At 65.7% G+C, this 25259-nt stretch carries 25 protein-coding genes and 1 tRNA gene; 2 read left to right on the top strand and 24 right to left on the bottom strand.

What is annotated here, in order from left to right:
- Positions 1–37: 37 nt before the first annotated feature.
- From hisIE to hisS, 10 genes are all read right to left on the bottom strand, one after another.
- Complete coding sequence (hisIE, locus tag ACGFZ3_RS04650; protein ID WP_392917020.1) at positions 38–661, bottom strand: bifunctional phosphoribosyl-AMP cyclohydrolase/phosphoribosyl-ATP diphosphatase HisIE; 624 nt, start codon at positions 659–661, stop codon at positions 38–40.
- Positions 651–1427, bottom strand: coding sequence for an imidazole glycerol phosphate synthase subunit HisF (gene hisF / locus ACGFZ3_RS04645; protein ID WP_392917018.1), 777 nt, complete (start codon positions 1425–1427; stop codon positions 651–653). The genes hisIE and hisF overlap by 11 nt, the downstream gene beginning before the upstream one ends.
- The gene (gene hisA, locus ACGFZ3_RS04640) at positions 1421–2155 is read right to left on the bottom strand and encodes a 1-(5-phosphoribosyl)-5-[(5-phosphoribosylamino)methylideneamino]imidazole-4-carboxamide isomerase (RefSeq protein WP_392917015.1); all 735 of its coding nucleotides are present in this window, start codon (positions 2153–2155) and stop codon (positions 1421–1423) included. Before hisA ends, hisF begins: the two co-directional genes overlap by 7 nt.
- Positions 2152–2754 carry an imidazole glycerol phosphate synthase subunit HisH gene (gene hisH / locus ACGFZ3_RS04635; RefSeq protein WP_093534481.1) on the bottom strand — a complete coding sequence of 201 codons (603 nt, stop codon included), beginning with the start codon at positions 2752–2754 and terminating at the stop codon, positions 2152–2154. The genes hisA and hisH overlap by 4 nt, the downstream gene beginning before the upstream one ends.
- Positions 2751–3824 (bottom strand): bifunctional histidinol-phosphatase/imidazoleglycerol-phosphate dehydratase HisB, encoded by a 1074-nt coding sequence (hisB, locus tag ACGFZ3_RS04630; protein ID WP_392917011.1) that lies wholly within the window; start codon positions 3822–3824, stop codon positions 2751–2753. Before hisB ends, hisH begins: the two co-directional genes overlap by 4 nt.
- Positions 3821–4909, bottom strand: coding sequence for a histidinol-phosphate transaminase (gene hisC, locus ACGFZ3_RS04625; RefSeq protein ID WP_392917008.1), 1089 nt, complete (start codon positions 4907–4909; stop codon positions 3821–3823). The genes hisB and hisC overlap by 4 nt, the downstream gene beginning before the upstream one ends.
- On the bottom strand, positions 4906–6201 hold the full coding sequence (gene hisD, locus ACGFZ3_RS04620) for a histidinol dehydrogenase (protein WP_392917005.1): 1296 nt from the start codon (positions 6199–6201) through the stop codon (positions 4906–4908). The genes hisC and hisD overlap by 4 nt, the downstream gene beginning before the upstream one ends.
- A complete protein-coding gene (gene hisG, locus ACGFZ3_RS04615) occupies positions 6198–7109 on the bottom strand; it encodes an ATP phosphoribosyltransferase (RefSeq protein ID WP_392917002.1) in 912 nt (303 codons plus the stop codon). The genes hisD and hisG overlap by 4 nt, the downstream gene beginning before the upstream one ends.
- A gap of 10 nt (positions 7110–7119) precedes the next feature.
- Complete coding sequence (locus ACGFZ3_RS04610) at positions 7120–7446, bottom strand: YerC/YecD family TrpR-related protein (protein WP_392916999.1); 327 nt, start codon at positions 7444–7446, stop codon at positions 7120–7122.
- A gap of 707 nt (positions 7447–8153) precedes the next feature.
- Positions 8154–9551, bottom strand: a complete 1398-nt coding sequence (gene hisS / locus ACGFZ3_RS04605) for a histidine--tRNA ligase (RefSeq protein ID WP_392916996.1) — start codon at positions 9549–9551, stop codon at positions 8154–8156.
- Between the two features lie 111 nt (positions 9552–9662).
- Between hisS and ACGFZ3_RS04600 the strand changes: the two genes are divergently transcribed.
- Positions 9663–10412: a Crp/Fnr family transcriptional regulator gene (locus ACGFZ3_RS04600; protein WP_392916993.1), complete on the top strand. Its 750-nt coding sequence runs from the start codon at positions 9663–9665 to the stop codon at positions 10410–10412.
- Positions 10413–10508: 96 nt separating this feature from the next.
- On the opposite strand, the gene thrC is transcribed toward ACGFZ3_RS04600, so the two are convergent.
- The 5 genes from thrC to ACGFZ3_RS04575 form a co-directional block, all read right to left on the bottom strand.
- A complete protein-coding gene (thrC, locus tag ACGFZ3_RS04595; protein ID WP_392916991.1) occupies positions 10509–11798 on the bottom strand; it encodes a threonine synthase in 1290 nt (429 codons plus the stop codon).
- 32 nt (positions 11799–11830) lie between these two features.
- Positions 11831–12763 (bottom strand): homoserine kinase, encoded by a 933-nt coding sequence (locus tag ACGFZ3_RS04590; protein ID WP_392916988.1) that lies wholly within the window; start codon positions 12761–12763, stop codon positions 11831–11833.
- On the bottom strand, positions 12760–15282 hold the full coding sequence (gene thrA, locus ACGFZ3_RS04585) for a bifunctional aspartate kinase/homoserine dehydrogenase I (protein ID WP_392916985.1): 2523 nt from the start codon (positions 15280–15282) through the stop codon (positions 12760–12762). Before thrA ends, ACGFZ3_RS04590 begins: the two co-directional genes overlap by 4 nt.
- A gap of 351 nt (positions 15283–15633) precedes the next feature.
- Positions 15634–16581 (bottom strand): DMT family transporter, encoded by a 948-nt coding sequence (locus ACGFZ3_RS04580; RefSeq protein WP_392916982.1) that lies wholly within the window; start codon positions 16579–16581, stop codon positions 15634–15636.
- A 73-nt stretch (positions 16582–16654) separates the two neighbouring features.
- Complete coding sequence (locus ACGFZ3_RS04575) at positions 16655–17383, bottom strand: helix-turn-helix domain-containing protein (protein WP_392916979.1); 729 nt, start codon at positions 17381–17383, stop codon at positions 16655–16657.
- Positions 17384–17526: 143 nt separating this feature from the next.
- On the opposite strand from ACGFZ3_RS04575, the gene ACGFZ3_RS04570 reads away from it, so the two are divergent.
- A complete protein-coding gene (locus tag ACGFZ3_RS04570) occupies positions 17527–18012 on the top strand; it encodes a GNAT family N-acetyltransferase (RefSeq protein ID WP_392916975.1) in 486 nt (161 codons plus the stop codon).
- Between the two features lie 6 nt (positions 18013–18018).
- On the opposite strand, the gene ACGFZ3_RS04565 is transcribed toward ACGFZ3_RS04570, so the two are convergent.
- The 9 genes from ACGFZ3_RS04565 to ACGFZ3_RS04525 form a co-directional block, all read right to left on the bottom strand.
- On the bottom strand, positions 18019–18303 hold the full coding sequence (locus tag ACGFZ3_RS04565) for a hypothetical protein (RefSeq protein ID WP_392916972.1): 285 nt from the start codon (positions 18301–18303) through the stop codon (positions 18019–18021).
- Positions 18304–18479: 176 nt separating this feature from the next.
- Positions 18480–18929 carry a PA2169 family four-helix-bundle protein gene (locus ACGFZ3_RS04560; protein WP_392916970.1) on the bottom strand — a complete coding sequence of 150 codons (450 nt, stop codon included), beginning with the start codon at positions 18927–18929 and terminating at the stop codon, positions 18480–18482.
- A 553-nt stretch (positions 18930–19482) separates the two neighbouring features.
- Positions 19483–20865: a DUF1214 domain-containing protein gene (locus ACGFZ3_RS04555; RefSeq protein ID WP_392916967.1), complete on the bottom strand. Its 1383-nt coding sequence runs from the start codon at positions 20863–20865 to the stop codon at positions 19483–19485.
- Positions 20866–21047: 182 nt separating this feature from the next.
- A complete protein-coding gene (locus ACGFZ3_RS04550) occupies positions 21048–21476 on the bottom strand; it encodes a BLUF domain-containing protein (RefSeq protein WP_392916964.1) in 429 nt (142 codons plus the stop codon).
- A gap of 76 nt (positions 21477–21552) precedes the next feature.
- Positions 21553–21906: a hypothetical protein gene (locus ACGFZ3_RS04545; protein ID WP_392916961.1), complete on the bottom strand. Its 354-nt coding sequence runs from the start codon at positions 21904–21906 to the stop codon at positions 21553–21555.
- A gap of 517 nt (positions 21907–22423) precedes the next feature.
- Complete coding sequence (locus tag ACGFZ3_RS04540) at positions 22424–22960, bottom strand: GNAT family N-acetyltransferase (protein ID WP_392916958.1); 537 nt, start codon at positions 22958–22960, stop codon at positions 22424–22426.
- 354 nt (positions 22961–23314) lie between these two features.
- On the bottom strand, positions 23315–23689 hold the full coding sequence (locus tag ACGFZ3_RS04535; RefSeq protein ID WP_392916955.1) for a M35 family metallo-endopeptidase: 375 nt from the start codon (positions 23687–23689) through the stop codon (positions 23315–23317).
- Between the two features lie 180 nt (positions 23690–23869).
- Entirely contained in the window at positions 23870–24559 is a 690-nt protein-coding gene (locus tag ACGFZ3_RS04530) for a hypothetical protein (protein WP_392916952.1), read from the bottom strand.
- Between the two features lie 600 nt (positions 24560–25159).
- Positions 25160–25234: transfer RNA gene (locus ACGFZ3_RS04525), tRNA-Arg, on the bottom strand.
- Positions 25235–25259 lie beyond the last annotated feature (25 nt).

Here is a 25259-nt window from a genome sequence, read left to right as displayed (position 1 = left end):
CGCCTGTGGCCCGTTTCAACGACGTTAAATGCCGGGCTCACCCGGCGTGTCGGGCCTTCAGTACGTCCACAGCATCCTGCAGCGACAGACCACGGGCGCGCAGCAGCACGGTCAGGTGGAACAGCAGGTCGGCCGATTCGCCCAGCAGCGCGTCATCGTCCTGGACCACGCCTGCCAATGCGGTTTCCACGCCCTCCTCGCCGACCTTCTGCGCGATCCGGCGCAGGCCCTGGTCGAACAGGGAGGTGGTGTAGCTGTTGGCTGGGCGCTGCTGTTCACGCTCGCGCACCAGCGCATCCAGCCGGCCAAGGAAATTGCCGGGCGCTTCGGTGAAGCAGCTCTCGCTGCCGGTATGGCAGGTCGGGCCGGCCGGGCGCGCGCTCACCAGCAGCGTGTCGGCGTCGCAGTCAACGCGTACCGCGACCACCGCCAGCACGTTGCCGGACAATTCGCCCTTGGTCCACAGCCGCTGCCTGCTGCGGCTGTAAAAGGTCATGTGCCCGCTTTCCAGGGTCAGCGCCAGCGATTCGGCGCTGGCGTAGCCCAGCATGAGGACCGCCAGCGTGTCGGCATGCTGTACCACCACCGGCAGCAGACCATCGCCCTTGGCCCAATCCAGCTGTTGCAGCGACTCCCGGGAGGGCAACACTTCAATAGACATCACGAACCTCGATCTGATGCTCGCGCAGGAACTGCTTGAGCGCGGGAATGGCAATGGCGCCACTGTGGAAAACGCTGGCGGCCAGCGCACCGTCGACATCGGCCTGGTCGAACACATCGGCGAAATGCTGCATGGCGCCGGCACCGCCGGAGGCAATCAACGGCACGTTGCACAACGCGCGCGCCTGGCGCAGCTGGACCACGTCATAACCGCGACGCACTCCATCGCTGTCCATGCAGTTGAGCACGATCTCGCCGGCCCCGCGGCGCTGGGCTTCCACCAGCCAGTCCAGGGTCCGCACCGGCACCGCCTCGGTCTTGTCCGGATCGCCACTGAAACGGCGAACGCGCCATTCACCATCCGGCTCGCGCACCGAATCAATACCGACCACCACGCACTGCACGCCGAAGGCATCGGCCAGCTCTTCGATCAGCGCGGGGCGGCCGAGCGCCGGCGAGTTGATCGAGATCTTGTCCGCGCCGGCGTACAGCACCCGGCGGGCGGTCTCCACATCGCTGATGCCACCGGCCACGCAGAACGGGATGTCGATCAACCGCGCAATGCGCTCGATCCAGCCCACGTCCACCGCGCGCCCTTCCGGGCTGGCGCCGATGTCGTAGAACACCAGCTCGTCGGCGCCCTGATCGCGGTAGCGCAACGCCAGCTCGGCGATGTCGCCCATGTCCACGTGGTCGCGGAAGCGCACGCCCTTGACCACGCGGCCATCGCGCACGTCCAGGCACGGAATCAACCGGCGGCTCAACATGCCAGGGCCTCCTGCAGGGTCATGCGGCCTTCCAGCAGCGCCTTGCCGAGGATCGCGCCGCCGCAGCCGACCGCCTTGGCCTCGGCCACATCAGCGGCGCTGCGCACGCCACCCGACGCCTGCACCGCCACACCCGGCAACAGCCCGGACAGGTGCCGGTACAGATCGATATTGGGCCCGGACAGCATGCCGTCGCGGGCGATGTCGGTGCACAGCAGGTGGCGCATGCCGGCCTGCGCGTAACGTTGGGCCAGCGCGTCCAGGGTAACGTCGGCGGTTTCAGTCCAGCCATGCACCGGCAGCAGCCAGCGGCCGTCCTCGGCCCGGCGCGCGTCGAGTGCGACGGTCAGGCGGTCGGCGCCGAACTCCTGCAGCCAGCCGATCACGGTGTCCGGCTCGCGTACCGACAACGAACCCACCACCACCCGCGCCGCGCCGGCGTCCAGTAACCGGGCCACGTCATCGCGGTGGCGGATGCCGCCACCGGTCTGCACCTTCAGGCCGCTTTGGCTGGCAATCGCGCTCAGCAGCGGGGCCAGGGTGTAGCCCCCGGCGCGCGCGGCGTCCAGGTCGACCAGGTGCATCCAGATCGCGCCCGCTGCGGCGAACGCGTTGGCACGTGGCAGCGGGTCATCGCCATAGGTGGTCTGCTGGGCGTAGTCGCCCTGCACCAGGCGCACCACGCGCCCTTCGCGGATGTCCAACGCGGGATAGACGGTGAAACTCATGCGGGTTCGTTCTCGAGGAAGTTGCGCAGGATCCGCGCGCCGGTGGCGGCGGAACGCTCGGGGTGGAACTGTGCGCCGCTGTGGCGGCCGCGCTGCACCACCGCCGCGAACAGGCCGCCGTGGTCGCAGGCGGCCACGGTGTGCTCGTTCAAGGGAGCGGCGTAGCTGTGCACGAAGTAGGCGCTGGCGCGGTCGGCCACGCCGTCCATCAGCGCAGCCTGGCGCAGCGGAAGCAGCCGGTTCCAGCCCATGTGCGGAACGCGGATCCCGGTGGCTGGGTGCAGGTGGCGGACCACGCCGGGCAGCAGGCCAAGGCACTCCACGTTGCCCTCTTCGGAGTGTTCGAACAGCAGCTGCATGCCCAGGCAGATGCCCAGCAGCGGCACCTGCAGCTCACGCAACGGCTGCACCAGGCCCTGCGCATGCAGGCGTGCCATGCCGTGGGGCGCAGCGCCAACACCCGGCAGGATCACCCGTGAAGCGCCGCGCAGCCCGGCTGCGTCGCGCACCAGCTGCACGCGTGCACCCAGTCGTTCCAGTGCATAGCGCACCGAACCGAGATTGGCGCCGCCGGCATCGATGAGGGCAACGTCGGTCACAGCGCCCCCTTGGTGCTGGGCAGCGCCGTGCCCTGGCGCGGCAGCGCCTGGCGCAGCGCACGGGCCAGGGCCTTGAAGCACGCTTCGACCTTGTGGTGATCGTTGTCGCCGCGCACGCTCAGGTGCAGGTTCAGGCCCGAGGCATCGCACAGCGAGCGGAAGAAGTGCGGCACCAGCTCGGTCGGCATGTCGCCCACGCGCTCGCGCTTGAACTCGCCTTCAAACACGAAGTACGGGCGGCCGCTGAAATCCAGCGCAGCGCTGGCCAGGGTCTCGTCCATCGGCAGGGTGAAGCCGTAGCGGCCGATCCCGCGCTTGTCGCCCAGTGCTTCGCGCAGGGCCTGACCCAAGGCAAGCCCGGTATCTTCGATGGTGTGGTGCTCGTCGATGTGCAGGTCGCCTTCCGCCTGCACGCTGAGCGCGAAACCGCCGTGCTTGCCGATCTGCTCCAGCATGTGGTCGAAGAACGGCAGCCCGGTGTGGGTCTGTGGTTCGGCGGTGCGGTCCAGGTCGACCTCGACCCGGATGCGGGTTTCCCTGGTGTTGCGCTGTACGGTGGCGCGGCGCGGCGCATCGGCAAGTTCATGGGCGATGCCATTCCAGTCCCACTCGCCACCAAACTGTTCGGTGCGCAGCTGGAAGCCACGGATGTTCATGTTCTGCGCGAACTGGATGTCGGTCGGGCGGTCACCGACCATGCCCGAGCGTGCCCAGTCGATGTTGCGGTCCTGCAGGTACGGCAGCATCATGCCGATGCCCGGCTTGCGCGTGGGCGCGTTGTCGTGCGGCCAGGTGCCGTCGATCAGCACGTCACGAAACACGATGCCCTGGCTTTCGAAGATCTGCAGCATCAGGTCGTTGGGACCGTCGAATGACGCCTGCGGGTAGCCTTCGCTGCCCAACCCGTCCTGATTGCTGACGATGACGAACTGGTAGCCGGCATCGCGCAGCTTGAGCATCGCCGGGATCACATCGCGCACGAAGCGGATCTTCTCGTAGGCGTCGATCTGGAAATCAGCTGGTTCCTCTATCAGGGTGCCATCGCGGTCGACGAACAGGATGGGGGTCATGCGGCGGCCCTCCGGGCGTTGAGTACCTGGAGCACACGGTCATTCTCCTCCGGGCTGCCAATGGTGATGCGCAGCGCATCGTGCAGTTGCGGCGCGGCGCGCTGGTCGCGCACCACCACGCCAGCGGCGAGCAGCGCTTCGAACGCAGCTTGCGCGTCACTGAAACGGACCAGTAGGTAGTTGCCCTGCGACGGGTAGACGCGGAGCACGCCGGGGGCCTGCTGCAGGCCAGCCGCCAGGCGGGTGCGTTCGGTCTTGACCTGGGCTACGCGCGACGTGGTGATTTCAAGCGCTGCCGGCTCCAGCGCGGCCACGGCCAGTGCAGTGCACGGTGCGGGGACCGGATACGGGGCCTGACAACGGCGCAGCGTCTGGATCAACGCCGGGGCGGCGATCAGGCTGCCGATCCGTGCGGCGGCCAGGGCGTGTGCCTTGGACAAGGTGCGCAGGACGGCCACGTTGTCACGGTGCGCCAGCAAGCTGGTCGCCGAGGTCTGCTCCGCGTACTCACCGTATGCCTCATCCACGACTACCAGCGCCCTTCCCTGCAGTGCCCGGGCGACACGTTCGATGTCGTCCAGGGAAATCGTGCTGCCGGCCGGATTTGAGGGCGTGCACAGGAAAACAAGCTTGGCATTCCCAGCCAGCGCGGCGCCGATGATCGCGTCGATGTCCGCCTCCAGTGCATCGCCTGCATCCCGCAACGGCACTTCCACCAGCGGTGCATTCTGCAGACGCGCGCACACCGCATACATGCCGAACACCGGCGGGGTCACCAGCACGGCGTCGCGGCCGGGGTCGCACAGTGCACGCACCAGCAGGTCGATGGCCTCATCGCTGCCCCGGCCGATCAACAGCTGGTCGGGGGAGCAGCCATACAGCCCCGCCAACCGCGCGCGCAGCGTTGCGGGTTGCGGTTCGGGATAGCGCCGGGCAACTCCCTGCGCGTCGGCAGGATTGGCCCAGGCCGCTTCATTGGCGTTGAGCCATACGTCTCCCACCAGCGCGCTGCTGCGTGCCGAGGAATACCCGGTGAACGCGCGCAGGTCGCTGCGTACCAGATCGAGCACGGTACCGGCGCTCATGCGGCCGCCTCCATGCGCAGCGCCACTGCGTTCTCGTGCGCGTCCAGGCCTTCAGCACGCGCCAGCACGCGAGCGCAGTTGCCGATGGCGGCGATGCCCTGTGCGCTTGCGGCCTGTACGCTGATCATGTTCTGGAAGCTGGCCACGCTGACCCCGCTGTAGGCGCGCGCGGCACCGGCGGTCGGCAGCACATGGTTGGTGCCGCTGCAGTAATCGCCCAGCGCTTCCGGGGTGTAGTCGCCAAGGAACACCGAACCGGCCGCCTCCACCTGCGCCAGCCAGTCGCGTGGCTCGCGCAGTGCAAGGATCAGGTGTTCAGGCGCATAGCGGTTGCTGATCTGGAATGCCTGCACCAGCGAATCGACCAGGATCAGGCGCGAGGACTGCAGCGCCTGCGCGGCGATGTCGGCGCGCGACAGCAGCGCCAGCTGCGCCTGCACCTGCGCCTCAACCCTCGCCAGCATGCCGGCATCATCAGTGAGCAGCAGCACCTGCGAATCCGGGCCGTGTTCGGCCTGCGAAAGCAGATCGGCGGCGACGAAGGCGGGGTTCGCGCCGGCATCGGCAATCACCAGTACTTCCGAAGGTCCGGCCGGCATGTCGATGGCCGCCGCGCCGTCCTGGGCAACCTGCTGCTTGGCTTCGGTCACGTAGCTGTTGCCCGGGCCATAGAGCTTGTCGCAGGACGGCACGCTGGCCGTACCGTAGGCCATGGCCGCAATCGCCTGCGCACCGCCCAGCTTGAACACCCGGTGCACGCCGGTCAGGCGCGCGGCCACCAGCACGGCTGGATCGGCGCTGCCGTCGCGGCGCGGCGGCGTGCACAGCACCACTTCGCGGCAGCCGGCCAGCTGCGCCGGCACGCCCAGCATCAATGCGGTGGAAGGCAGAGGTGCGCTGCCCGCCGGCACATACAGGCCGACGCGCCCAATCGGTCGCACCATGCGTTCGCAGCGCACGCCCGGCGCGGTTTCCACCGCGTAGCCCTGGCTCATGCCGGCCTTGTGGAACAGGCGGATGCGCTGGGCCGCCTCGGTCATCGCCTGGCGGAGTTCGGCCGGTACCGCGCGTTCGGCGGCAGCGAACTCTTCGTCGTTCACTTCAAACGAGGCCGGGGCCACGCCATCGAAGCGCAGGCTGATCTCGCGCAGCGCGGCATCGCCATCGTCGCGCACGGCCGCGATCAACGCGGCCACCGATTCGCGGGTACGCGTGGCCACGGCCTGCACCGGGCGCTGCAGCGCCTGTGCCTGCTCGGCGTCGCTCAACTGGGACCATTGCAGACGATTCATGCCAGCGACCGCTCCACGCTCAAGACCATCAAACCCTGGGCGCCTGCGCGCTCCAGCTCTTCCAACCGCTGCCAGGTCAATGCGCCGTGGCACATGGTCTGCAAACGCAGGCGGCCGCCGTCATCGGGCAACTGCACCAGCGGGTCGGCATCGGGCAACAAACGGGCGAGTTCGGAGACGCGGTCCAGTTCGGCGCGGAACATCAGCAGCTTGCTGTCCTGCAGCTTCACCACGCCGTCGAGGCGGCGCAGCAGCATGGCCATCAGGCCAGCGCGGGCGTCGTCGGGGGTTTTCACCGGGCCGGCCAGCACGGCTTCGCTTTCCAGCAGCGTTTCCACCGGCTTGAGCTGGTTGGCGGCCAGGGTGGCACCGCTGGAGACCAGATCGCAGATCAGGTCGGCGGTACCGAGGCGGGGGGCGATTTCCACCGAACCGGACAGCTCCACCACCTGGGCATCCACGCCGCGCTCGGCCAGCCAGTCGGCCAGGATCGCCGGGTAGCTGGTGGCGATGCGCTTGCCGACCAGCTGCTGCACGCCCTGCCAGTCCCATTCCTCGGGCACGGCCAGCATCAACCGGCACTGTCCGAAGTTCAGCCCGCGCAGCGCCTGGTAGGCATCGGGCAGGCCAATGCGGCGGCGCGCGGCGCCCTGCTCGTCCAGTTCATTGCGGCCAACGATGCCGAAATCGCAGACGCCATCGGCGATCAGGCCGGGAATATCGTCATCGCGCACCAGCAGCAGGTCCACCGGCAGCGATTCGCCATAGCAGAACAGCTTGTCGCGGCTCTGCCGCCAGCTCAGCCCGCAGGCGGTCAGGAGGCTGCGCGCCGGTTCGGCCAGGCGTCCGCTCTTCTGGATGGCAATACGCAGCCGGTCACGTGCCGGGGCGGTCTGGGTTGCACTCATGGGGAAGTCTCTACTCGGATTCTGGGGATGCAGGCGTGGCGGTCGCGGCAATGGCGGCGGCATAACCGCCGTGGCCATGGTCCAGCGAGCGCGCCACGCGCCCGGTGGTGGTCACGCTGACACCGGTCAATTCATGGATTTCGCGATACGGCACGCCCTGCCGCAGCAGCGGCACCACCTTCCAGCGGTCGGACAGCGCCTCCAGCTCGGCCGGGGTGCACAGATCGCGCAGGAACGCAGTGACCTGCTCGGCGCTGGACAGGCCGGCAAATGCGCCGGCCAGGCTGTCCAGGTCGGACTGGGGGTCTTTCTCACGGGGGACAGGGCGTATTTTCATCGTATCAATGTAATAGCGTGCTATTACATTAGCGCAAAAGCGGGCTGAAGCCAAATCCACCTGAGGTCTCTGATCCCTCCGTTCAGGTTCAGGCCTTTGTTCACAGGAGAACCCCGCATCGCGGTCTGTCGCCGGGCACTGCCCGGCTGGCGATGGTTCTGGGCGAACAGCTGGTAGTCTTCGCATGGCCTGAGCTGGGCCGGCGGGTTGGTGGCCAAGGGAGATCAACGGCCGGGTTCGATGTTTTCACTGCGTTACCGGGCGCTGGATTGTTCAGTGCAGTCGTCTGCCGACCGACCCTACCGGTGCCAGCCATAACGTCCGAAACGCAGTGAAACACAGCGGTCGGGTCGGTCGCCAGACGACTGCCCGGAAACCATCCTCACGCTGTAACGCATGACCCCGAAGCGAAGACGCTTTAGCTGTTACCCCTGGCCACCAACCACCCGTCGAAGGTGGGACGGGGCGGGTTTGCGGGACTGTCAAAAACAGGGATGTTTTTGCCAAGCCTCCAAGGACGGATTCACGGCGTGTCCCGCAGACCCGCACCGTCCCGCCAAACCAGGGATCGGGTGATAACGGGCTTTACGCACGAATGCATGAAGCACCCGGCAACGCCGGGTGCACAGTGAAACCACGCAATCAGACGCCCAAAAACAACAACGGCACCCAAAGGTGCCGTTGTTGTCATCAGACAGCAGAGAACCTCACGCCATCGCGCGCGTCTGCTCCAGCTCCACCAGCAATGCACTCGCCAGCTCATCGCGGGCAACGTCGAACTGCTGCTCGCGCAGCAGATCCTTCACCGCCACCACGCCGCGTGCCAGCTCGTCTTCACCGGCCAGCACCACGAAGCGGATGCCGGCCTTGGCGGCGTACTGGAACTGCTTGCCGATCTTCTTCGGCTCCATCTGCACTTCCGCGTTGATCCCGCCTATGCGCAGGCGACGGGCGATATCCAGCGAATCGGCCAGGCCGTTGTCGTCCATCAGCGCCACCAGCGCATGCACGCTGCTGTCTTCGATGCCCGCGATCAGCCCCGCCTCGCGCAGCTGCCAGAACAGGCGGGTCAGGCCGATGGAGATGCCCACGCCTGGCAGCTTGGACTTGCTGTAGTGGCTGGCCAGGTCCTCGTAGCGGCCGCCCGAACAGATCGAACCAATCTGCGGGTGGTCGGTCAGCGTGGTTTCGTACACCGTGCCGGTGTAGTAGTCCAGGCCGCGCGCGATCGAGAAGTTCAGGCAGTACGCCGTTTCCGGCACGCCCAGCGCCTTCACCAGCTGCAGCACCTCGCGCAGCTCGGCCACGCCGAGCTTCAGCGTCTCGCTGGCAGTACCATCAGCCACGAGTGCATCCAGCTGCGCCAGTGCATCGGCGTGGCTGCTCGAGCGAACCGCCACAAAGGCCAGGATCCGGTCCACCTGCTCGGCCGGGATCGCGAAGCCTTCGCCGGTCAGCGTGTCGCGCACGTAGTCCGGACCGCGCTTGTCCAGCTTGTCGACCTCGCGCAGTACCGCCATCTGGCGCTCGCCGTCGGCCACGCCCAGGCTTTCGAAGAAACCGCGCATCAGCTTGCGGTTGTTCAGCTGCACCGAGAAATCGCCGATGCGCAGCTCCGCAAACACCGCATGGATCACCGCCAGGACTTCGGCGTCATAGCGCGTGCTCAGGCTGTCCTTGCCGATCACGTCGATGTCGCACTGGTAGAACTCGCGGAAACGGCCGCGCTGGGCGCGCTCGCCGCGGTACACGCGCTGCATCTGGTAACGACGGAACGGGAAAGTCAGGTCGTGTTCGTGCTCGGCCACATAGCGTGCCAGCGGCACGGTCAGGTCGAAGCGCAGCGCCAGCTCCGGCAGGCTCTTGTCACCCGCTTCGGCCGCATTGGCCAGCGCGCCGGTCGACTGCACGAAATAGACCTGGCGCTCGGTCTCGCCACCCGACTTGGTCAGCAGCACGTCCGACAGCTCGAACACCGGGGTTTCCACCGGCAGGAACCCGAACCGCTCGTAATTGCGGCGGATGACGTCCAGCATGCGCTGGAACGCGATCTGCTCGCGCGGCAGCAGTTCCATGATGCCGGGCGGCGTACGGGGCTTGATCACTTGCGGGACTCCTGCGGGGGAACTTGGGGAAGAACGAGCTGCATATTCTAGCCGGAGCCGGGCCGACCGCCGCATGACGTATGATGGGCAGGCCCCGCTCCCTGGTTCGACATGACCCGGCCCCCCTCCGGAACCGCTGTTGCCGCTGTAGAAGATCCCGCACCGGGCTGCGCGCCGCTGCGCGACTGCCTGCACTGCTCGGTGCGCCACCTGGCGGTATGTTCGGCGCTGTCGCCGGACGAGGTGCAGGCCCTGGAGCGGGTCACGGTATCGCAGCCGCTGCCGCTGGGCGCCACCCTGGCCCGCGCCGGCGAGGCCCGCCAACATGTCTATACCTTGACCGAAGGCGCGCTGCGGCTGGTCCGCACCCTGGCCGATGGGCGCCGCCAGATCAGCGGCTTCGTGCTCCCCGGCGATTATCTCGGGCTGACCGGCAGCGACAATCACCGCTACGACATCGAAGCCATTGCCGACAGCCGGGTCTGCCGCGTGGGTCTGGCCCCGATGAAGGACCTGCGCGCACGCTACCCACACCTGGAGCGCAAGCTGCTGCAGCGTGCCTGCCAGGCGCTGGATGAGGCGGCCGATGCCGCTCTGGCACTGGGCCGCCTGCAGCCGGCCGAGAAGCTGGCCGATTTCCTGCTGCGACTGGCCGCGCGTGAAGCACGCCTGGGCGGCAACGGCCTGCGCGTGATGCTGCCGATGGGGCGCAGCGACATCGCCGACCATCTTGGCCTGACCATGGAAACGGTGAGCCGCACGTTCACCAAGCTGCGGCAGCAGGGCCTGATTGCCCTGCCCCACCTGAACACCGTCGAGATTCTGGACGAAGCCGGGTTGCGGGAGCTGTGCGGGGTCTGAGGGGCGGCTTCAATCACCGCTGAACTCCGGTCGGGTGTGCATCCGCCGAAACAGCCCGGTTTCCGAGGCTGCGCGCCGGGCTGGGATCTGGATACATCAGGAAAGCAGGAATTCGCGCAGTGCCGTGTAATGCGGTGGGCAGGGTTCGGCGCGGGCGGGGCGATCCAGCAGCGCGGACAGGGCGGGCGGTACCTCGATGGGGCCGCCGATCAGCGGTTCCACCACCGTTTCGAATTTGGCCGGGTGCGCGGTTGCGGCTACTGCCCAATCGCCCTGCACCCCTTCGGCACGCAGCTGTTCAAGCAGCTTCACCGCCGTGGCGGTGTGCGGGCAGAAGACCTCGCCGAATGCCGCGTGCCGCCGCGCGATCAGGTCGCGGATCGCCGTATCGTCCACCGCCTCGACGCGGAACGCCGCGCGCAGTGCGTCGTCGTCTTCCGCATACAGCCAGCGCAAGCGTTCGAAATTGCTGGGTGCGCCGACATCCATCGCGTTGGCCAGTGTCGCCACGCTGTGCTGCGGCCGGTACGCACCACCGCGGAAGAAGCGCGGCAACACATCATTGGCATTGGTGGCCAGTGCGATCTGGCCCAGTGGTACACCCATCGCGCGTGCCAGCACTGCGGCCATCGCGTTACCGAGGTTACCGGTGGGCACCACCAGGTTCAGTACCTCGCCGGTCGCCTTGTGGTGGGTCAGCGCCGCGTCGGTGTAGTAGCTCATCTGCGGCAGCCACCGGCCAAGGCTGATGCTGTTGGCCGAGCTCAAGGGCACCTCTGCCTGCAGCTCGCGGTCGCTCAGGGCCTGCTTCACCATCGCCTGGCAGTCGTCGAACGAACCGGCCACCCGCAGCGCGTGAATGTTGTCGCCGAAGCAGCCCAGCTGGTGCGCCTGGCGCGGCGATACGCGACCGTCGGGATACAGTACTGCCACGCGTATACCGGGCTGGCGATGGAAAGCCGCTGCGACCGCTGCGCCGGTGTCGCCGGAGGTGGCCACCACGATGGTCAATGGGCGGGAACGATCCCGCTGGAGTCGAGCGAGGCTGGCCGCCAGGAAGCGCGCGCCAAAGTCCTTGAACGCTGCGGTCGGTCCATGGAACAGCTCAAGCACGTGGTCGCCCGGGGTGGCCAGTGCACGCAGCGGGGCCGGGAAGTCGAAGGCTTCCTCGCACAGCGCGGCAAGATGCGGCGCGATCGTGTCGCCGGCGAAAAACGGCGCCAGCACCGCTTCGGCGTTGCGCGCCAGGCTGCCCTGTGCCAGCCAGCGTTGCGGCTGCGGTCGCTGCCGGGGGACATACAACCCGCCATCCGGGGCAAGGCCGGCGGCGATAGCCGCGCTGAGGGTGGATGCGGGTGCGGCGTGACGGGTCGAAACGAATTCCATGGCAGATCCTGGCAGAAGAGTGGAAGCTGCGGTCACAGCAGCTGCGCCCCGGGCGCGTTCAACGGCGATACCCAGCCCTGGCTGTCGAAGCCCGCACCGGCAAAGGCAACCTGCACGGCACGCTTGGCAGCGTGCGCCGCTGCCTCGCTGTCGAACCAGGCAAACACGCTGGGGCCGGCCCCTGAGATGCTGGCACCCAGTGCACTCGCCGCCAATGCAGCCTCGCGGGCCGCGGCGAAACCCTCGATGAGGCCGGCACGACGCGGTTCCACCAGCACGTCGCGAAGGCCGGCGCGTACCAGCCCGGCATCACTGCGGAAGCAGCCACTCAATACCAGCGCCAGGTTCGCGCTTTGCGTAACGAATTCGGAAAGTCGGTAGCTGCCCTGCAGCGCGGCACGCGCACGACGGGTTTCCAGCACGGCGTCCGGATGCACCAACAGGCTGTACCACTCGACAGGCACGGGAATGCGCACCAGCCGGTCCGCCGTGCTGAGCACCAGCCCACCCAGCAGCATCGGCCCGAGATTGTCCCCATGCCGGCCCCCACTGGCCACCGCCTCACCCGTCAGCGCGAATGGATACAGTGCTTCGCGCGGCAGCGGCGCATCCAGCAGCGCGTTGGCGGCTACCAGCGCGGCCACGCACGATGCCGCCGAACCGCCCATGCCCGAACCGAGCGCGATGCCTTTGTCGATCTCCAGCTCGAACCCGAACGGCAACGCAAGCGTGTCGATCATCGCCAGCAATGCCGCACCGGCGGTGTTGTCGGCAGCTTCCAGCGGCAGATCAACCGTGGTGCCCCGGATCGCCAGAATCCGAACGCCCTGCTCGTCCGTGCGGCGCACGGTCACGGTGTCGCCCACACCCGCGATGGCATGGCCCAGGATGTCGAACCCTACGGCGACATTGCCCACCGACGCCGGTGAGAATGCACGCGCCTCCCCTGCTGCGTTGGTACTCACAGGCGCGCCCCCTCTCCGGCGGCGACCCGCAGCACGTCGGCGAACACACCCGCAGCGGTCACTTCCGGACCCGCACCAGGACCCTGCACCACCAGAGGGTTCTCGCAATAACGACGCGTGGTGAACTGCACCACGTTGTCGGTCAAGCGAAGGTTGGCGAACGCGTGGCCGACCGGCAGCTCCACCAGGCCCACCTGGGCGGCATCCGCTGACAGGCGCGCTACGTAACGCAGCACCGCGCCGCGCGAACGCGCCTGTTCCAGCCGTCCGGCGAACACGTCATCGACCGATGCCAGACCGCTCATGAAGTCGTCCACGCTGGCCTGGCGCAGTGCCTCCGGTACGAGGCTTTCCACGCTGACCTGTTCCAGGCTCAGCTCACGACCGGCCTCGCGTGCCAGGATGACCAGCTTGCGGGCGACGTCCACGCCGGACAGATCGTCGCGTGGGTCGGGCTCGGTGTAGCCGAGGCCGCGCGCCTGCGCGACCAGCTCGGAAAACGGCACCTGGCCGTCGTACTTGTTGAACAGCCAGGCCAGCGTACCGGAGAAGATGCCATCGACGGCCAGCACTTCATCACCGGTATCGACCAGGTCGCGCAACGTGGTGATCACTGGCAACCCGGCACCCACGGTTGCTTCGTAGCGGAAGCGCGCGCCGCTGGCAGCGGCGGCCTCGCGGATGGCGTGATACCGCGGCAACGGACCCGCGCCGGCCTGCTTGTTGGGGGTGACCACATGGATGCCGGCCGCCAGCCAGCCGGCATAGCGGTCGGCGACATCGGCGCTGCCGCTGCAATCGACGATCAACGCGTGCGGCAGGTGTGCCGACAGCAGGTGTCCGGTGAACTGGTCCAGATCGGTCGCCTGCGCCTGCGTGGCCAACGCAGCGCGCCAGTCGCCCTGCACCCCACGTGCATCCAGATGCATGCGGCTGCGCGATGCCACCGCACGCACCCGCAGGTCCACGTTGGCCCGCGTCAGCAGGGTGGGCTGCGCGACCAGCAACTGGTCGAGCAACGCCGCGCCCACATTGCCGGGACCGATCACGCCCACCGAGAAGGTCTGCGGCGACAGCCAGAAGCCCGCATGCGCCGCGCGCAGTGCCTTGGTCGCCTGGCGGCTGTCCACTGCCACCGAGATGTTGCGTTCGGACGAGCCCTGCGCGATGGCCAGGATGTTCACCTGTGCACGCCCCAGCGATTCGAACAGGCGCGCCGCGACGCCCGGCTGCCCGGCCATGCCATCGCCCACCGCCGCCAGTACGCTCACGTTGTCGGTGAGCTGCACGCGTTGCACCTGGCCCAGGCTGAGTTCGTGGGCGAACGCGTGCAGCAGGGCATCGCGCGCCCGCTGCGCTTCAGCCTGGCGCACCACGCAGCAGATCGAGTGCTCGGATGAGCCCTGCGAGATCATCACCACCGACACGTGCGCGTTGCGCAACGCGGCGAAGACGCGCTCGGCCGTGCCGGGAACGCCGATCAGGCCGGTGCCTTCCAGGTTGAGCAGGGCCAGCTCCGGGCTCAGGGTGAGCCCCTTGATCGGGCCGGACGCGGTGCGCTCGGCGGTGATCCGTGTCCCGGGATGATCCGGGTGGAAGGTATTGCGGATGATGATCGGCAAGCCGCGTTCGATGGCCGGCGACATGGTCTGCGGGTGCACCACTTTGGCGCCGAAATAGGCCAGTTCGCAGGCCTCATCGTAACTCAGCGCGTCCAGCTGGACCGCCTCGGGCACCACCCGCGGGTCGGCCGAAAGCACGCCGTCCACATCGGTCCAGATATGCAGCTCGTCGGCGTTGAAGAGTGCGGCAAAGATCGCACCCGAATAGTCGCTGCCATTGCGCCCGAGGGTGGTTACCCGGCCACGGCGGTCGCGCGCCACGAATCCAGTGGCCACCACCCGCGCTGAGCCATGTGCTTCCCGCCATGCGGCCAGCCGCTGCGCGCTCTGCACCCAGTCCACGTCCACGCCCAGTTCGCCGCGGTCCACCACCAGCACCTCGCGTGCGTCCAGCACCGCGCAGTCCTCGCCAATGCTGCGAAGGTAGTGGCCCAGCAGGTGCGCCGAGTACACTTCGCCCAGGCCCTGCACGCGGTCAAGTACCTCGTCGGGCAGCTCACCGATCACCGCCAGCGCGCCCAGTACTTCCACCAGCTGGTCGAAGCGTGCATCCAGCCACTCCACCGTGTCGCCTGCGTGCTCGCCCAACAGCGCCACCGCGGCACCGCGATGGCGTGCGCGCAGGGCGTGCCAATCGTCGCGCCACTGTGGCGCGTTGTCCGCGGCCGCGCCGGCCAGCGCGATCAGCGCGTCGGTCACACCCTTCATGGCCGACACCACGGTGACCTGCACCGCCTCGGGGCGCGCCAGCAACAGCTGGGCCACATGGCGGTAGCGGTCGGCATCGGCCACCGAGGTGCCGCCGAACTTGTGCACGACCGTCGAGGATGCCGCGCGCAGCGGCAAGGAAGATGCGGGCGATGCAGCGGCATTGGATGAAGCGGCGACAGAAGACATGCTGACCTCGATTCGAGGCCCCGCGTCATCCAGGCTGAAGGAGATCCCCCGCAACCTGATCTGGTGCGGGGCCGTTGTTTTCGGAAACTACGCGAAGACGACGGGCCGCACCAGGCGAGTGGTGACGGTGGTAATGGTGGTGGTACCGGCGGCCAGGGCAACGCTGCGCAGTCCGCCGATGAGGGCGGTGGAGAGCAGCATGTCAGGGGCAGCGGCGATGACCATGGGCCAAGAAAACTACGCCGGGAGGGTGCGTGTCAAGTGGTGCACCGCAAAAAGTGCAACACGATGAATGGCAGACATCGTCGGCCAAAAAGTTGCGAATGTGACCATTCAGACCAGGCAGCCACATCAGCCGGCGTGTTCAGCCACCATCGGCGGCGGCCGGTGCGCGTGCGCGCACAGCAACACCCCGGCGACCAGGCAGACGATCGCCAGTGATTCCATCAGCGTAGGCCAGCGGCGCTGCCAGCCGAATCCATACAGCAGCGCGAACAGCGTCTCGAACACGATCATCTGCCCGGTCAAGGTCAGCGGCAGCTTGCGACTGGCCCGGTTCCAGCACGCGTTGCCGAGCACCGAAGCTACCACCGCCACCCCCGCGCTGATGATCCAGAACCACGCCCAGTCACCCAGCGCGTGGGACGGGCCGGCGCGGACAAACGCAGTGGGTACCAGCAGCAGCGCCAGCGCGCCGGTTGCCACGCCCGTCAGCAGCGACCAATCGTGGCCTGAAATATCCGGGCGGCGTGCCAGCCAGCGGCTGTTGCCGATGGAATACAACGCCCATGAAAACAGAGCGCCGAATGCACACAACAACCCCAGCAGGCGTTGATTCGCCGACCCTGGTGCATGCTCGGACTGCAGCGCCTCATAGCCCACCAGTCCCACCCCGAACAGACACAGGGTCAATGCGGGCGAGAGCTGCCGCAGTGGCACCGCGCCTTCTTCGCGCGCCCCGGCCACCGTCACCACCACGGGGATCAGCCCGACAATCAACGAAGCGGCCGCCCCACCCGCCCACTGCACCGCCTGGGCCAGGAGCACGAAGTACACCAGGTTGCCCGCCAGGCTGAGCCACAGCAGCCCCCGCCACTCGGCCATCCCGATCCGCCCGCGCAACTGGCGCCAGCGCGGCGCCAGCAGCAGCACGGCAACGAGCCCATACACCAGGTAGCGTCCGGCCGACAGCTGCACGGCGGTGAAATGGCCCAGCACCGCAGGCGCCAGGAATACCACGCCCCACAGCGCTCCGGCGGCGACACCATTGGCTACGCCCACGCCCATCGAACGATTCATGAACAGCTACGCGCCAGGTAACGGAAAGACCGCGCCAGTGTAGGCGCCACGCCGCCGACGGTCTTGACTGGATCTACTGCGCGGAGCGGTAGCGGCGCCGGTAATCGCCCGGGGTCATGCCCCACTCCCGGCGCAGGGCACGGGTCAGCGCGCTCTGCTCGGAATAGCCAGCGTGCTGTGCAATCTGCGCGATGGACGCATCGCTGGATGCCAGCCGTCCGCGTGCCCAGCGCAGCCGGCTGGCGCTGAGCCAGTTCTGCGGGCTGAGTCCAAAGGCCTGGCGGAACAGAGCATGCAGGCGACTGCTGCTGACCCCCACCTCACCGGCGATGCGCTCCACGGGCCAGGCCTCGCCAGGCGCGTGCTCGATGCGCGCACACACTGCCTGCAGGCGGGTCGCACTGCCGGCCAGCGAGAACGCCTGCAGCAGCCGGGGCAACTCGCGCCGCACCGTGTCGTCGTCGACCTGCTCCTGTTGCGTACTATTCACGCGCTGCGCCATTCCCCGCACCTCTGCGGGAAGCGCCAGTACCGGCTGGCGATGCAGACGTGCGAGCGTATCGGCGTCGAATATCGAGGCCGGGCAGTCCACGATCAGAAAGCGGTCGTGATCCGTGGCGCTCTGGGCATGCCCCGCCATTGGCGCCACGAACGCGCCCTGCAATCGATCCAGGCGTACGCAACGCCCCTCAAGCTCGAACGCCAACTCACCCTGCACTGGCAGCACCCATTGCGCGAATGCATGACGGTCCACGCTTGAGGCGCGGCCATAGCACCGGAGGTTGAAGGACGGTGAAGACATCGTGAGCGGAGGAATGATCGACAGTGCAAGTCTGCGCGTGGTTCTCAAAACCTGCAACGCGTCACGGCAGGAGGCTGATACCCCAGTGGTATAACGTCGATGTTGTCACGGGAAGTACCGTCGCGCCGTACAGGGAGTACTCGATGCCGTTTCTTGCCCTGAGCCATGCCCCGCACCTGTTGCCCGTTGTTGCCCGCTGGTACTTCGACGCCTGGGGTAGCCGCGTGCCGGGCTGGACGCTGGAAGACGAACAGCAGCGGCTGGAGGTGTTCCTGCACGACAATGAGCTGCCCATGCTGCTGATGACGATGGACAGGGATCTGCCGGTCGCCGCCGCCCAGCTCAAATTCCATGAGCGCACCGAGCGACCCGAGCGGCTGCACTGGCTGGGCGGTGTATTCGTGTGCCCGTCGCATCGTGGCCGAGAGCTTGCCAGCGAATTGATCGCCGCATTGATGCAGAAGGCACAAGGCTACAGCGTGCGTGAAGTATTCCTGCAGACCGAGCGCGATGATGGCGGCCTGTATGCGAAGCTCGGCTGGGAACCACTAGAGCGGCAGACGCACCGCACCGGGGTGCCGGTGCGCATCATGCGCCGCGTACTGCCGATCACACGCCAGGCAACGTAGCCTGGCTCAGCGGAAGCGCACCGGCTGCGGCGCAGGCCGATCGGCCAGCGAGCCCATGGTGAAGGTGTAACCGGCTTTTTCCAGCAGTTCGCGCATGCGCAGTTCGGCGCGCTTCGGGTAGGCCAGCGACGTTGGCGCATGGAGCGCATAAGCCGTTGACCGCCCGTCGGTATCGCGGGTTACCGAGGACTGGTTTGTTTCGCAGGCATTGGACCACAGTTCCCGCAGAACGCCGGGGCCGATGGACTGGTTGTTGCCAAGACGAAGCGTGAGCCAACGCATGTGTTCCATGAGTAATCCCGACAGTACCTGTGACCGAGTATGCACCATATCGGGTGGGGCCGTACGCCGGTGTCTGGAGTCGCGGACCCGGCTGATACGCAGACGCCCCGGCTGAACCGGGGCGCCTGCGAACGGTGGCAGCGACCAGCGTCGCCGCCACGGCTTCAAGCCTCATGGCTTGATGTTCAGTGCTTCATCGCATGCTTGCGGTTGCGCATCACGTTGTGGGTTTCCTCAACGCTCGGCAACAGCCGGGTCACTTCCGCGCGGGCGGCCGGCGGGGTGTCGGTGTCGGTGAGGGTGTCACGGAAGGCCTTCAGCAGGCGATCTTCCGATTCCTCAAGCTCGGCAACATAGCCGTACTGGGTATCGCCCAGCGTGGCACGGACCTTGCCGTAGAACTGCTGCATCGAGCCGACCATGGTGCCGTGCTCTGCCGGCTTGGCGCCGGTTGCGGCAACGGTGCTGCTCAGGGACGTGACAATCTGCGACTTCACGCCCGCGATGCGGGTGAACAGTGCGGACAACTCTGCATCCTCAACCTTCTTGGCCGCCTCGGTGTAAAAGTCCTGGCCATCACGGGCAATCTCGATGAGGTCGTTGAGGGTATGCGCGGTCTTGGATTCGGTGCTCACTGATATCTGCTCCTGGAGTGGATTCGTGTTGACCCGTGTCGGGGTGGATCCACTTTTCCGCATCGTCAATGAAGTCGGCGTGACCTTAAAATCGAAGTGTTAAGCGATGTCTGCGCGGCGCAAACGTGATGTTTCGACACGGTGTTCGCGGCGCAATGGCTTCGTCACGCGGGTTGCGCCGCAGAAAAGAAAAACGCCGCGTGTTACGCGGCGCATTCCAGCAGGTGCACGATCTTGCTGCGGTTGCTCACTCTGCTCTGGACGGCGGCGGCGCTTCCAACGGCGGCTGTTCGGCGGGTGGATCGCGCTCGGGCGGTATCTCGCCAGGTGGTTCCTGGGCAGGAGGGTCCTGCGATGGCGGTGCCTCCACCGGCGGTGCCGGGGGCTCCACGGCCGGATCGGGCGCGGGCACCTCTGCTGCCGGCTGCCAGGGAAACTCAAGTCGATGATCGATGCTCAGCATGAAAAACGTCCTGCGCAGTGGCGTTGCAGTCACCCTGACAGGCGGTTCGTCAATGCACAGCGATGGCAGCGTGCAGGGCGCGTACGTTCGCTACGGATCCACACGCACCATCGGCGGTGGATAGTAGCTTCCATCGGCCACGCCACCCTTTGGCCCATAGAAGCGGAACGTCAACCGATAGTCCTGCCCCTTGGGCGTGGGCAGCCAGTTCGGGTCGGGCGCTTCCGCAGGCCTTTCCGCCGCGAAGTAAAGCGTGAGCGATCCGTCGGCGTTGTACTTCAACCCCGATTCGCGATTGAGCAGGAACCGGTTCTTCGGATTGGGCAGCACCCGGGCGAACACCGGATCCACCGCAATCACCGACCAGAAATAGCTGGCAAAGCTGGCCGGCAAGGCATCCTTCGGGAAGGTCAGTGTGTACGTGTGATCGCCATTGAGCTGGGTATTGGTGCCATCCAGGCTTCCCTTGAAGTACACCACGCCATCAAGCCGGTTGGCCCAGATACCGCCCAGGTTGATCAGCGTCCGGCCCAGCCAGTCGTTACCGTAGGAACCTGCCACGGCAGGACGCACCCAGCCGTTCTGCAGGGTGCCGCGACCGATGGTCGGCGCAGCCTTGGCCAGGTCGGCGTGCGCCTTATCGCGCACCACCCGGTCCACCCGGGCCCGCTCCGCCGGGGATCGGATGCCCTGGGCAATGGCACGCACTTTCGCCGCTACCGTTTCCATGCCGGGGTTGAGGTCGCGTTCGCTGTCCAGCACCGCCTCGGCATTTTCAAACGCTTCCGCGCCGGGAAGGTGCTGCGGATCGAACGGCGGAATCGAGGGCAGTGTCGGAACCGCAGGCGTGCCGGTCGCCCGCAGCGCGAACTTGTGCTGCAGCGCCACCGCTTGTTCCCAGTCGTCGCCGAGCTCCACGCGTGCCAGCACCCGCAGGTAACGCGCCGGCACATCCACCCGGACCACGCCTTCGGGCAAGGTTGCGCTTGCCCCTTCCAGGCACACAGCGAACTCGCCCCAGTCACGCTCGGGCTGCGTCTCCGCATTGATGTTGGCCAGGGTTTCGCCCCAGCCGTTGAGGAACTGTACGGTGTAGTAGCGCCCCGTGATCTTCGGAACCGTGACCTGCGTGCAGCTGTTCTCGTCCAGTGCCACCCAGGCCTCGGAATAGGCCACGTCCAGGTTGGGGTTGGGCCATTCGACTGCCCCCGGCTTGCGGTGGGTGAATTCATTCCACTTCATCCCCTCGGCCAGATCCGCCTTCTGCTGCCGCAGCACCAGCAGCCGCCCGAGCAGGTAGATCCAGGCATCGCTGATGTCCTGGTCCGTGTACGCCGGCGCGGTGGCCGATGGCCCACTGGCGGTGGTTGGCGGCGTGCCGGAAGCAGGCGCCGCTTCCGGCGCGCTGCGGTCGCAGCTGGACAGGAAGAGCGGCGCGACGACCGCCATGGTGAGCCAGACAGTACGGTTCATCGAAGAAATCCTGCGAGGATCGCGATGTTCCATCGTGACCGCCGGCAAGCTTCGCGACCTCTGAGGAATTACTGAAGAAGGGCCGGTAAAATTACGGGCAGGTTCGCCCTCGATCGCGGCGAGTCAGGTCCGATTCGGACGGACGAACGTAAACGAAGCCGTCTTGGTCACAGGTCTGCCGGTCAGGCAATGTAGGGCGCAGCTAGCTCAGCCAAGCGGTCGAGGCCAGTGGAGGTGCGCCCGCGACTGGCGGCAAGGTCGCGACTGGAAAGGCTGGGCCAATCGCTCATCAGTGTGGCCTGCAGCTCCGACTCAGCCACGGATATCCATCGCATGGTCCAGTAAGGGAACTGGCGCTCAGCTACGCGGCCGCGCGCCAGCTCAACCATCCCGGTATGACTGCGGGAGTATTCGATCCGGGCATAGACGACCGACATACCGTCGTCAGGCCCCTCTATGTACTGCAGAAATCGACTGCCATCGAAGAGCATGACACCCGTGACACCGGCAATGCGGTTGTGGGCAGCAGCGCGCAGCGTCAGCTCGTCCACCCGGGAGGAACCGAGATTGGGGATCGCCTGACTTGTGTAGGCAATTGCTTGCAGCGCCATGCCGCTCCTGCGTTGTACGGGTTGTTTCCGGGTATCCAGTTTACCTGCGCGCGCGTGACGACGCAGGTTTCGCAGCTCACGGCGCCGGAGAAGGGAGACGGCCAGAAAGCCGTTCAACTGCGGAAAGAAGTTCTTTGAGTCTGAGTGGCTTACGCACCAGCGGGACAGTATCGTGCGGCCGAGGCAACAGCTCTATGAACGGTCCGGACATGAACACATAGGGAACGGCACACGTTTTAAGTCGGTCAGCCAACTCGAAGACGAGCTCACTGCCCACGTGGACATCCAGCAGGGCAGCTGCAAACGCATTCGCATGGCTGAGCTGGATGGCGTGCCCTAGCGTTCGCGCCCAGTGCACCTCATAGCCATGATCAAGAAAGAGCGCTTCAAGGATCTCGCCGAAGGCTACGTCGTCCTCTACCAACAGCATTCTCATCGGAGGCGATGAGGGTGGAGATATATCCTGCATCAGAGAGCGCTACGAAAGATGACTTGTTCACAATGCGCCGGCATGGATGACTGAAGTTTCACATGTCGCGGCCTGCAACGTGCTAGCAGCCCTCACGCGCGAGTGCACGGCGCTGTCAGCCAGACGCGCTTCAACGCGCCCCGCCGGTCTGGATCCTGTCACAGCAGGAGGCAATGCAGCGGCCTAACCGCGTCGGTGGGCGCTTGGATCGAAGCAACGAGACTGCATCGGCCAGAAGGTGGCTCCGTCGGCGAGCGGGTGCGTACGACCTGCGAATAACGCAAACGGTTGATCTATGGTGACCCCGGCCCGATTGGAAGGGGCGACCTTCCCCTTTGGAGGGGGGCGATGCGCCTATGTGGCGCAACGCCCTCGAAGCCAACTGTGCCAAACGTGTGCCGATCTGCGCCCAATTGCACGGGATTTGCAGTCCTGACACAACTCTATGCACACCCGATCCACCCTTGGCCAGGCGCTCCTAGCCCGCATCCCGCCCTGTCTGCTGTGCGGAGGGATCAGGCACTACCGGGGGAATTTGATAGATGACTGAGTTGTACTTCGGTGTCACTTCGAATGCCACTACCGTTCCGCCTAAGCGCTCGGCGATGCGTCTGCTGGATTGATTCACTTCGGCGACAGGGTAATGAAACGCGGCGGGAGAACCCTTCGTGGACCACCACCGGGCTACGGCCTGCACCGCCTCGAAGCCGTAACCATGCCCGTGCTCTGACTCACTCACCCAGATTCCGAGCTGGGGGCGCGCCCCGCTCGCATCGTGTAAGCCCGCCAGCCCAATGAAGCGACATCCGTCCTTGCACCGAATGGTGAACGCGTAGTCTGTTCCCTGCTCGGCAGCACGAATCCACTCACGCCAGACCTTCTCGAACGCCAGCGGTGACTCGGTCTTGGTGACGGACCACCCACATCTCTGCCCCGACGATGCCCTGGTTGTAGCTGGTGCATTCCCGCGTCGTCCAGCGCCGCCGGTCAGGCCGCTGGGTGTTGAGGTCGGCAAAACCGCCCTCCCCCGCTGATTCGCTCGCAAAGGCGCAGCACCTGCCTGCCGTCGAAGAACACGCTGTCGCCCCTCCCGTCGGGCGGGAGGCCCCGGAATGCCAGGGAGTCGGGAGGGAGCATGGCGCGGAATCCTACGGGTCCGGCTCTCAGATCCAGCTACTGTGGTCAAAGCCGGATCCCCCTCGCGGATCCGCCTCGCAAGGTCGATGCGTCCACACCCCGGTCAGAGACGCCGCCAGCTGGTAGTCGACCTGCTAACCGCGCGGGTGAAACATAGCGCCGGCAGTTGATGCCGGCGCTTCATCAACGATGAATAGTGAGCCAAACAATTCGCGCAGATCGCTGCGACGAACTATTCAGGCGGAGACAGACCGTGCACCTGACCAAGAACGAAGAACTTGTAAGCGTTGGGTAATCGAACGGCACCAGGGTGCGACTCAGCAGCGAGCTCCAGTGCATACGAAAGAGAGGTGACATCCTGACCCGGGACCGGCGGGTGCCGAAGTGCCACGCCCTTGCTATCGGTGAAATGGGTGAACTCATGGACCATCGTGCCAAGCTTCGACGATTCACCGATGTGATTAGCCGGCAGCATCGGGAGGGACCAGAACACGGGGCAGGTGTGAATGACGTAAGGGGCACCTGACTGCACATAGGCAATGGTGCCTGCTGGTACTTCATCCGCATTGCACCGGCAGGAAAGTGAGACCGGCGGCTTAGCCGTCACGCGATCTCCCGAAATTCGCCAAAGGATCGCCAGTTATGTGCTATCGACCAACGCATCATCTTCATTGACGACTTCACCGGTGCTGATATTGATGTCGGGGCCGTGCTCTCCGAAGTAACGCGTGTAGTGCAAAGTAGGGCTGAACCGTAGCCACATATCAGGTAAAGATGATGCATCAAACTAAGTCATCTGCTGAAGCTCAGTCAGCGCAATTCCGGCACCATTGGTAACCCCCGCCAGTACGCTTTGAAAAACTGCGCTCTTCCGCTGAGCCGGCGGGGTTCCCGCAGGATCGCTGCACACCACCGGATCAAGAAATTCGTCAGCGCTGGCACGTCCAATTGTATGGCCGGTCACTGGAACAACGATGGTGCGGGCTGCGGGATACGCACTGATCCATTTATCCGCTCGCTGCTGTGATGACTTGGCGGAGCCACTCCTACCTTCACCACTGCGATAGGAGACCGGAGCTCTCAAGCTCACCTCGTAGCTTAGCCCTGGAGAAAGGCGATAACCCTTCGCAAGTTCGATATCCACACTAAACGTACCGCCCGCAGGAATTGAAAACGACCTTGAAACCTCGGGCAACGTATCCCTCATTATCCCTATGAACTCAGCTTCGCGTCCATCCTCTTGCTTGAGGATGAAAGGATCATCCAATAGCATCCCACGGCCATTCACTGTAGGGACCGAGGACTTATCGACCAAGGCAGTTTGGTCACCAACATTCAGAAGGTTCAATGCAATCGACGTTTCGCTAAGCGCTCCCCTACCAGGTACGATTTCGACCTGAAGGCGAGCGTCAGCATTCGCAACACTGCTGACAAAGAGCGCGATGACGGTGATTGCTACTTTGTTCGAAAAGTTCATTTCGTTACCTGTCTTCTTCCGTGAGCCTATATTGGTGGATAGCACAAAGCACATCGGCTTACAGCAGGATTTAAGCCTCGGGGCTGTAGGGATACCCCGAAAGTTAGGCGGGCATTTGCGGAAGTCCTACAGCGGTCACATTTTCACGAGCGACCATTGGAATTTCCGACGGCAAATTAACGGAGCCCGACTGACGGTCACGCAGACTACGCGATTACTGAAAAGTGCTACGCACACCTAACGCCGGATGGGTACAACAGCGCCGTGGCTAGGCTGAGATTCTGATTACCGGTAAGAAGCCTCAGACCTTTTGAGAGCGATGCCTTTAAATCCGAGCGCACCAAGCATGAGCTGAAGCTCGCGGTCTGTAACGTCGGCGCGAGGACCAATGAAGATCTCTCTAATGCCCGCGTTGTCCTCTGGAAGCTGCACGTCGATGTACGGGGAAGGCTTGGATCCACGCATTTGAAACTGGACCCCGTGCATGCCATTACCTCCTGAGCCAGGTAGTCGGAGGGGAACTTCTTCTCCATGGTGGTACATCAGCCTGACTAGACGCACCTCTACGAGCAGTCGATAACTCGCCAAGTGATTGATATATGGTGACCCCGGCCCGATTCGAACGGGCGACCTTCCCCTTAGGAGGGGGGCGATGCGCCTATGTGGCGCAACGCCCTCGAAGCCAACTGTGCCAAACGTG

It is taken from the genome of Stenotrophomonas sp. NPDC047960 (assembly GCF_043204395.1).
In the GTDB taxonomy this organism is placed as follows: domain Bacteria; phylum Pseudomonadota; class Gammaproteobacteria; order Xanthomonadales; family Xanthomonadaceae; genus Stenotrophomonas.
Note: the sequence above shows the minus strand (reverse complement) of the source record. Positions and strands in the feature narration are given on the sequence as shown.

What these genes read in the sequence shown, in the direction of transcription:
- ACGFZ3_RS04545 (WP_392916961.1), bottom strand. Translation starts at nt 21,906, where the DNA reads ATGCTGTTGGTAGAGGACGACGTAGCCTTCGGCGAGATCCTTGAAGCG.
- hisB (WP_392917011.1), bottom strand. Translation starts at nt 3,824, where the DNA reads ATGACCCCCATCCTGTTCGTCGACCGCGATGGCACCCTGATAGAGGAA.
- hisC (WP_392917008.1), bottom strand. Translation starts at nt 4,909, where the DNA reads ATGAGCGCCGGTACCGTGCTCGATCTGGTACGCAGCGACCTGCGCGCG.
- thrC (WP_392916991.1), bottom strand. Translation starts at nt 11,798, where the DNA reads ATGGAATTCGTTTCGACCCGTCACGCCGCACCCGCATCCACCCTCAGC.
- ACGFZ3_RS04565 (WP_392916972.1), bottom strand. Translation starts at nt 18,303, where the DNA reads ATGGAACACATGCGTTGGCTCACGCTTCGTCTTGGCAACAACCAGTCC.
- hisIE (WP_392917020.1), bottom strand. Translation starts at nt 661, where the DNA reads ATGTCTATTGAAGTGTTGCCCTCCCGGGAGTCGCTGCAACAGCTGGAT.
- ACGFZ3_RS04555 (WP_392916967.1), bottom strand. Translation starts at nt 20,865, where the DNA reads ATGAACCGTACTGTCTGGCTCACCATGGCGGTCGTCGCGCCGCTCTTC.
- ACGFZ3_RS04600 (WP_392916993.1), top strand. Translation starts at nt 9,663, where the DNA reads ATGACCCGGCCCCCCTCCGGAACCGCTGTTGCCGCTGTAGAAGATCCC.
- hisF (WP_392917018.1), bottom strand. Translation starts at nt 1,427, where the DNA reads ATGTTGAGCCGCCGGTTGATTCCGTGCCTGGACGTGCGCGATGGCCGC.
- ACGFZ3_RS04580 (WP_392916982.1), bottom strand. Translation starts at nt 16,581, where the DNA reads ATGAATCGTTCGATGGGCGTGGGCGTAGCCAATGGTGTCGCCGCCGGA.
- hisA (WP_392917015.1), bottom strand. Translation starts at nt 2,155, where the DNA reads ATGAGTTTCACCGTCTATCCCGCGTTGGACATCCGCGAAGGGCGCGTG.
- ACGFZ3_RS04570 (WP_392916975.1), top strand. Translation starts at nt 17,527, where the DNA reads ATGCCGTTTCTTGCCCTGAGCCATGCCCCGCACCTGTTGCCCGTTGTT.
- ACGFZ3_RS04550 (WP_392916964.1), bottom strand. Translation starts at nt 21,476, where the DNA reads ATGGCGCTGCAAGCAATTGCCTACACAAGTCAGGCGATCCCCAATCTC.
- hisG (WP_392917002.1), bottom strand. Translation starts at nt 7,109, where the DNA reads ATGAGTGCAACCCAGACCGCCCCGGCACGTGACCGGCTGCGTATTGCC.
- ACGFZ3_RS04530 (WP_392916952.1), bottom strand. Translation starts at nt 24,559, where the DNA reads ATGAACTTTTCGAACAAAGTAGCAATCACCGTCATCGCGCTCTTTGTC.
- thrA (WP_392916985.1), bottom strand. Translation starts at nt 15,282, where the DNA reads ATGTCTTCTGTCGCCGCTTCATCCAATGCCGCTGCATCGCCCGCATCT.
- ACGFZ3_RS04610 (WP_392916999.1), bottom strand. Translation starts at nt 7,446, where the DNA reads ATGAAAATACGCCCTGTCCCCCGTGAGAAAGACCCCCAGTCCGACCTG.
- hisD (WP_392917005.1), bottom strand. Translation starts at nt 6,201, where the DNA reads ATGAATCGTCTGCAATGGTCCCAGTTGAGCGACGCCGAGCAGGCACAG.
- ACGFZ3_RS04575 (WP_392916979.1), bottom strand. Translation starts at nt 17,383, where the DNA reads ATGTCTTCACCGTCCTTCAACCTCCGGTGCTATGGCCGCGCCTCAAGC.